General features: G+C 60.2%; 6 protein-coding genes and 1 pseudogene. 3 read left to right on the forward strand and 4 right to left on the reverse strand.

Annotated elements, in window-relative coordinates; genetic code table 11:
* Positions 1-52 precede the first annotated feature (52 nt).
* Positions 53-496, reverse strand: coding sequence for a PIN domain-containing protein (locus tag D5687_RS10835; RefSeq protein ID WP_125199796.1), 444 nt, complete (start codon positions 494-496; stop codon positions 53-55).
* On the reverse strand, positions 496-948 hold the full coding sequence (locus D5687_RS10840; RefSeq protein ID WP_125199797.1) for a helix-turn-helix domain-containing protein: 453 nt from the start codon (positions 946-948) through the stop codon (positions 496-498). Before D5687_RS10840 ends, D5687_RS10835 begins: the two co-directional genes overlap by 1 nt.
* Before the next feature lie 263 nt (positions 949-1,211).
* Between D5687_RS10840 and D5687_RS10845 the strand changes: the two genes are divergently transcribed.
* Complete coding sequence (locus D5687_RS10845) at positions 1,212-1,826, forward strand: Fic family protein (RefSeq protein ID WP_125199798.1); 615 nt, start codon at positions 1,212-1,214, stop codon at positions 1,824-1,826.
* On the opposite strand, the gene D5687_RS10850 is transcribed toward D5687_RS10845, so the two are convergent.
* On the reverse strand, positions 1,804-1,983 hold the full coding sequence (locus D5687_RS10850; RefSeq protein ID WP_125199799.1) for a hypothetical protein: 180 nt from the start codon (positions 1,981-1,983) through the stop codon (positions 1,804-1,806). The genes D5687_RS10845 and D5687_RS10850 overlap by 23 nt on opposite strands.
* Positions 1,984-2,093: 110 nt before the next feature.
* Between D5687_RS10850 and D5687_RS10855 the strand changes: the two genes are divergently transcribed.
* Entirely contained in the window at positions 2,094-5,369 is a 3,276-nt protein-coding gene (locus D5687_RS10855; protein WP_125199800.1) for a type I restriction endonuclease subunit R, read from the forward strand.
* Positions 5,366-6,061 carry a M48 family metallopeptidase gene (locus tag D5687_RS10860; RefSeq protein ID WP_125199801.1) on the forward strand — a complete coding sequence of 232 codons (696 nt, stop codon included), beginning with the start codon at positions 5,366-5,368 and terminating at the stop codon, positions 6,059-6,061. Before D5687_RS10855 ends, D5687_RS10860 begins: the two co-directional genes overlap by 4 nt.
* A 72-nt stretch (positions 6,062-6,133) precedes the next feature.
* Here the strand turns inward: D5687_RS10860 and D5687_RS10865 are convergent.
* Positions 6,134-7,216 (reverse strand): annotated as a pseudogene (locus tag D5687_RS10865) (hypothetical protein); the annotation flags it as partial.

Here is a 7,216-nt window from a genome sequence, read left to right on the forward strand (position 1 = left end):
CGAGAAGCGCTATTTCAACCGGCTCGCGAGTGTCTAGAAAACCGGGGGCGATTCAGACCTTGTTGATGACGATGCCTTCGTGCAGATCCATCTGTTGAAGGATGAACGCGTCGGGATGGACCGCCTCGATGCCGAAAGAATCCAGCGTGGTGGAAGGGAAGTCTTTGAGGTTGAAGGTGATGATGAGCTGGGCGCCTGCTCGTATGGCGGCGGCCAGAACATGGCGATCGTCCGGATCGGGCAGGGTCAGTCCCTCGATCAAGGGCTCATGGCCCGTGACGAGAGAATCCTCGACGGCCTTGTCCATCAATTGTCTTGTGCGGGGGAGCTGGGGTTCCAGATCGGGGCGCTTGGCAATCAGATTGCGGATCCATTCGTCATGGATCTGATCGGTCCAACGAGCGGCGAAGAGGCCAGTCGTTGCTAACCGAATCAACAAATCCCGAAGCGGGGCGGGGTATAGGACACAGGCGTCATAGATGACGGCGAAGCGCATCAGTAGCCCATGTCCAGTTCCTGGGCCTGCTCGGTCAGCGCATCGAGTGCTTGCTGACTGTTCGCGTCACGCTCCTGCTTGTACTGCATCAGATCGGCGTGGCGGATGCGGCGATGGGTGCCGGTGCGAGAAAACGGGATCTTGCCTTCTTCCAGTAGCTTGACCAAGTGGGGGCGGGAGACGTTGAGGATGTTGGCCGCCTCCTGGGTGGTCAGTTCGGCGTGGGTCGGCACGATGGTTACCGCGTTGCCCTGCGCCATCTCGGTGAGGATGTCGCGCAGCAGGGCAAGTGCCTGACGGGGCAGGATCAGGTCGGTATCGTCCAGCTTGACGTGAGCACGATCGGCCTCCGGGCGTCCGGCCAGGAGTTTGGCCAGTTCCGTGGCGCTGGCACGGGCGAGATCGCTGGTCGCGGCGTCCGGCAGGTTTTCGAGGCGTTCGGCGGTGCTCATGGTGATTCTCTGCCTTGTGTTTCGTGGTAGCGGGAATTTAGTCGAAACAAACGAAAAACGCAATAAACGAAACGGCGCGTTCTCGTGGCTTGGGCTGATGTGGATAATCGGATCAACCAATTGCTTGCGTCGTCTTTGCCTTGGTGCGCAGTGGAACAGGAGGTTGTGGTGCGTATAACTGTTCATCCAGCAACGCCAATCGATGGATTGAGGCCCATGGTGAGGAGCTCGACCGTGACGAGAAGGGCGAAGCAGGTGGTTCGGTGACGCGGTATACGGTCGACGGCAGCGAAGGCGAATACGAGCCGGGTTCCAACGCGCTGGTTCTCAAGAACAAGCTCGGGATCACCGATCCGGCCGAGATGCAGGAGGCCGAAACCGAGCTACTGCTGGACCTCTATACCTACGTCTTTGGTAGCGTGAGTCCCAAGCAGCGGTTGACGGTTGCTCTGATCAAGGAGTGGCATCGCAAATGGCTGGGCAATCTCTTCGACTGGGCGGGCGAAGAGCGCTCGGTCAACATGACGAAGGGAGGGTTCCTCTTTGCGGCGGCCGGGCAGGTTCCGCAGCTGCTGGAACAGTTCGAGCGCGAGAGCCTGGCACCACTGACCCCTTGTTACGGTATGGACCGGGATGCGGCTGCCGTGGCCATCGCCGAAGTGCACGTGGAATTCATCCTGATCCATCCGTTTCGGGAAGGAAACGGGCGGATCGCCCGACTAGTAGCCGATGTAATGGCGAGCCAGGCGGGGCTGGGGCAGTTGGACTACACGCCATGGGAGCGAGAGACGGAGGGGTACTTCGCCGCGATCCATGCGGGGCTGGATCGCGACTATGGGCCGATGACAGAGTGGGTCAAGCGAGCTTTAGCTGCTTGAAGCGGCGGGTGTCGGACTTCAATCGCCCTTCGATGACATCGACGGGTTCTCTCGTCTCGATGGCCGTCGAGCTGGCCACCGCCCTGATCAGCTTGGCCCGGTCGATGAGCAGGCTCTTCTTGACCGTCGTCACCGTGCGTGTTTTCCGTGGTTTCATAGAAAATCCCTCGAGTTCGAGCCCTATTTTAGCCGTTATGGCAGGGTGTTGCACCCAGCTTCCGGCCTGAGCCGACGAGTTACCGAAAGAAACGACCAGGACCCTAAACCATGCCAGGACCGGAATACAGGGAAGTCGAGCTACCCTTCATCCAGCAGCTTCAGTCCATGGGCTGGGAGTACGTGGAAGGAAGCCTGGAAGATCCGGCCATCACCGGCCGCGGGACCTTTGCCCAGGTCTTCCAGGAAGGCGTGCTTCGCGAACAGCTCCGTCGCATCAATCGGCGTGATGGCAAGCCGTGGCTGAACGATGAGCGGATCTCGCAGGCCGTTGGGGCGATCACTCGCACGCGCGGTTCGGGGCTGATGGAAGCCAATCAGGCTGCGACCGAGCTGCTGGGAGACGGTATCTCTGTCGAAGGCCTGCCCGATTGGGACGGCGGCCGTAGCCAGACGATTCACTACATCGACTGGGAGAACCCCGCCAACAATCGCTTCACGGTGATCAACCAGTTCAAGGTGAAATGCCCGCCGGGGTTCGACGCGGTCAAGGGCCATGTCATCCCTGACTTGGTGTTGCTGGTCAACGGCATCCCGCTGGTGGTGGTCGAGGCCAAGGGGCGCACGGTGCCGGAAGGGTTGGCCGATGCGATCGACCAGCTACGCCGCTACACCAACCAGCGCAAGGCCAGCGGCGAGACCGAGCAGAACGAAGGCGCGCCCGCGCTGTTCCACACCAACCAGTTCCTGGTAGCCACCAACTTCGATGATGCCCGGGCCGGCACGATCGGGGCGGGGTTCGATCATTTCCTCAACTGGAAGACCGTCGAGCCGCGCACGGAGACCGAGGTGGCCGCGGATCTGGGCGTGTCGCAACTCTCCAGCCAACAGCGGCTGGTTGCCGGGATGCTCGAGCCGGCCAACCTGCTGGACATCGTCCGTCACTACACGCTGTTCATGACCGTCGGTGGACAGACGATCAAGATCGTCGCCCGCTACCAGCAGTTCCGCGCCGTCTCGAAGATGGTCCGGCGTCTGAAGAGCGGTAAGACCCGTCGTGAGGACGGCGAGCATGACCGCCGCGGTGGGGTGGTCTGGCACACGCAGGGCAGCGGCAAGAGCCTGACCATGGTGTTCTTGATCCGCTACATGCGCAGCGACCCGGAGCTGCGCCGTTTCAAGGTTGTGGTCGTCACGGATCGCAAGGACCTGCAGGACCAGCTTTCCGGCACCGCCAGCCTGACCGGTGAGACGGTCGAGGTGGCCAGCAGCACCGAGAAGCTCAAGAAGCTGGCGGCGCGTCCGGGCCCAGGTCTCCTGTTCGCCACCATCCAGAAGTACCGCGATGCCGAGGTCGAGACCGCCGTAGACCGGGTGGCTGAAGATAAGGCGGTTTATGTAAGCAAGCCGCTGCCGGTGCTCAACGAGAGCGAAGACATTCTGGTGATGGTCGACGAGGCCCACCGCGGCCAAGCCGGCGACCTGCACGCCAACCTGCTCCAGGCTCTGCCTAATGCCGCGCGCCTGGGCTTTACCGGCACGCCGATCATCATGGGCGAGAAGAAGCGCACCTACGCGATCTTTGGCAATCCCATCGACACCTACACCATCCGCGAGGCCGAGCAGGATGGGGCGACTGTGCCGGTGCTTTACGAGGGGCGCACGGCGAAAGGTGGCATCAAGGAAGGTCGCGACCTGGACGAGCTGTTCGAGGACATGTTCCGCGAGCGTAGCCGAGAGGAGCTGGAGGCGATCAAGCAGAAGTACGCCACCAAGGGGCAAGTGCTGGAGGCGCCGAAGCTGATCGAGGAAAAGGCCCTCGACATGCTGCGCCATTACGTCACCCACATCCTACCCGGTGGGCTCAAGGCGCAGGTTGTGGCTTACAGCCGGCGGGCGGCGGTGCGTTACCAAGAGGCGCTGGAGCGCGCCCGGGACACGCTGCTGGCCGAGGCCATGGCGCTGAGTATCAATGACAAGCAGATGGACGACGTGGCGCTCATGCAGCGCCCGCCGAAAGTGCAGGCGGCCGTGTCGGCATGGCGATACCAAAAGCCACTTCGCGAACTGGAATTCGCCACGGTGATCAGCGGCTCAAACAACGACACCTCGGATCTCTCCCAGTGGAGTGACGAGTCGACGATCAAGCAGAACATCAAGCGCTTTAAGAAGCCGCTATTCCATGACGACCCGGACAAGGCTGATCCGCTGGCCTTCCTCATCGTGAAGTCGATGCTGCTGACCGGCTTCGATGCCCCGATCGAGGGCGTGATGTACCTCGACCGGCCCATCCGCGAGGCCGAATTGCTGCAGGCCATCGCCCGGGTCAATCGCACCGGCTTTGGCAAGCAACACGGCTGGGTGGTGGACTACTACGGCGTGGCCAACCACCTCAAGGAGGCGCTGGCCGCCTACAGCGAGGACGACATCGAGGGCGCCCTGCAGAGCCTGAAGGACGAGTTGCCGCTGCTGCGCGATCGTCACCTGCGAGCAGTGGACGTGCTGCGCTCCCGGGGTGTCGAGAACCTCGATGACGTGGAGCAAGCGCTGGATGTGCTGGCCGACGAGGCGGTGCGTGCCGAGTTCACGGTCAAGTACAAACAGTTCGTCCAGTCACTCGATGAAGTGCTGCCACGGCCGGAAGGCCTGCCGTACACAGCGGATGCCAAGAAGCTGGGTTACATCCAGGCGGTGGCCCGTAATCGCTTCAAGGACGGCCCCCAGATCGGCAAGGACGTGGGCGCCAAGGTGCGCAAGCTGATCGACGACCACGTGCTCTCCATGGGTATCGACCCCAAGATCCCGCCGGTGGAGCTGACCGACCAGCAGTTCGAGGAACACGTCAATCGACAGGTCGGCCCCCGGGCCAAGGCCTCCGAGATGGAACACGCCATCCGCTCGCACATTCGCAAGCATATGGACGAAGACCCGGTCGCCTACGAGAAGCTCTCCGAACGACTGGAGACGCTCCTCGAGCAACTGGACGGCCAATGGGAGGCGCAGATCGATGCCTTTAACGATTTGCAGCGGGACATCCCGGGGGAGGGGGATGACGGTGGAGACGCGAACAAGGAGCCGATGCCGGCCCACTACATGCCTTTCCTGCGTGTATTGACTAAAGCCAAGGTGGGCGATCAGCCCCCGCCTGCCGAAGTCGCCGGCAAGCTGATGGATGCCGCCGCGGAGCTGGTGGATTTGATTGTGAGCGAAATAAGCATTCCTGACTTTTGGAGCCCGGCGCGCATCCCCGACCAGGAGCGGCTCAGAGGACGCATTTTCGAGGAACTGATGAATCGGCGCCTTCTGCCGACCCGGCACGTGGACGCCACGGTCGACGATTTGATGGACCTCGCCAAGTCCAACCACGACAAGCTCCTCAAGGCATGACCCAACTCACGGTTGATGACCTGACTTTCGAGCTGCGACGCAGCAGCCGGCGCAAGACGTTGGAAATCATCGTCGATCGAGGCGGGGAGCTGGTGCTGGCCGCACCGGCTCATGCCAAGGAGAGTGAGCTAGCAGATTTCGTCCGGGAAAAGCGCTTCTGGATCCACAAGAAGCGGACCGAGAAGGCGGCGTTGCAACGCCCCGTGCCGCGTAAGGAATTCGTCGACGGCGAGGGATTCCTCTACTTGGGGCGCAGCTATCGCCTCAAGCTGGTCGACGAGCAGCAGGCGCCCCTCAAGCTGATCAATGGCCGCTTCCATCTCCGCCGCGACGCGGTCGGAAAGGGGCGCGAGACGTTCATCCGGTGGTATTGCCAACGTGGCAAGGACTGGCTCACCGCCAAGGTGCGTGAATACAGCGACCGCATGGAAGTGAAGCCCGCCGGCGTAACCGTCCAGGACCTCGGCTACCGTTGGGGGTCATGCGGCAAGGGCGATCAGGTCTATTTCCACTGGAAGACCATGATGCTGCCACGCGAGATCGCCGAGTACGTCGTGGTCCATGAACTCGTCCACCTCCATTACCCACACCACACGCCGGGCTTCTGGCGACGTCTTGAACGGGTCATGCCGGACTTTGAACGGCGCAAGGATTGGCTGGCCGAGCATGGAATGGACGTTGAAGGGCTTTGAGATTTGGTGCTCTCGTGGCTATTTGTCATCTCTGAAGTAAAGATCTCAGCATCAGAGCCGCTAATGCTGTTTTCAACGACTCCGAATTTGGATGCAAGTTTGCCGAAGTGAAGGGATGTCAAGGTGTGACGCGAGAGCATCTTCTCTGAGCAATTCTTGATTGAGATAAGGATGGAACTTCTCGAATAGCAAGTTCGCTTCCGAGTCGAAGACATCTATTTCTACATCTGCAACTAAGCGGTCCAAAATGTCGGCAAGAGCAAGTTCAGCATCATTGGTCTCGACAAACAGGAATCCATCTTTCTGTTCAACCAGGCAGCCGAATGCTTTGAGCGCCAACGCCAAAGTCAAATTTTTCACACTGCCAACGCGAGTTGCGACCACATAACCATCTCCCCCAGTCTTCAGTATGGATCGTGTGCGGAATCCCATGCGATCGTAGTGTTCACGGGCTTCGCTAAGCATCCCTGCTGCAGTTGAGTCCATGTAGACAGGAAGATCCTGTGCTTCGAGGATTTGGAACATCTTCGCGATCACTCGATCATGGATGTCTCCAGGGTCTCCACCGAACACTGGGGGAACGCCGCCTTTCGCGGGTTTCACTATGATCACCTTTTCCTGGTCATGAACCTCCTGCACTAACCATCGGCGTCCCGAAAAAATGAGCATGGTTCCCGGTGTGAGGATGCTGTCGATGGGCAAGGTTCCTAGTTCGCGTCCATCCGCTATCAGACGGAACTCCTCCGGAGTATTGAAAACGGCATAGAAGCTATAGTGCTCGATCAGGCGCTCCCCAGCCGGCCCGGGCAATAGAAGGCCCGAATCAGTTTGTTCGATCAGAGCGGGATCATTGTTTCCAAGTGTTCGTAGGACTTTGGCAAAAAGCTCCATCGAAACCTTTCGGAACGGCCCCTCGCGGCATAAAAGCTGATAGAGCTGACTGGCTGATGACCCGCCCCGCTCAGCGATAACCGATAGGACTTGATGCACCAAGGTCGATAAATGAAGCGCTTGTGCCTTCGGCGGTTCGCACCATCCTTCAAGCAACAATTCGATCATGGCAACCGATCGCACTAGCCCTAATCGAAGTCGATCGGCGAGGTAGTGTCCAGTCAAGTGGTGTAAAAGCGAGATAGCCACCAAAGCCCTCGTCGC

This window comes from Guyparkeria sp. SCN-R1 (genome assembly GCF_003932495.1).
Lineage (GTDB): Bacteria > Pseudomonadota > Gammaproteobacteria > Halothiobacillales > Halothiobacillaceae > Guyparkeria.

Coding starts and splice junctions, on each gene's coding strand:
- D5687_RS10835 (WP_125199796.1), bottom strand. CDS start 496: ATGCGCTTCGCCGTCATCTATGACGCCTGTGTCCTATACCCCGCCCCG.
- D5687_RS10840 (WP_125199797.1), bottom strand. CDS start 948: ATGAGCACCGCCGAACGCCTCGAAAACCTGCCGGACGCCGCGACCAGC.
- D5687_RS10850 (WP_125199799.1), bottom strand. CDS start 1,983: ATGAAACCACGGAAAACACGCACGGTGACGACGGTCAAGAAGAGCCTG.
- D5687_RS10855 (WP_125199800.1), top strand. CDS start 2,094: ATGCCAGGACCGGAATACAGGGAAGTCGAGCTACCCTTCATCCAGCAG.
- D5687_RS10860 (WP_125199801.1), top strand. CDS start 5,366: ATGACCCAACTCACGGTTGATGACCTGACTTTCGAGCTGCGACGCAGC.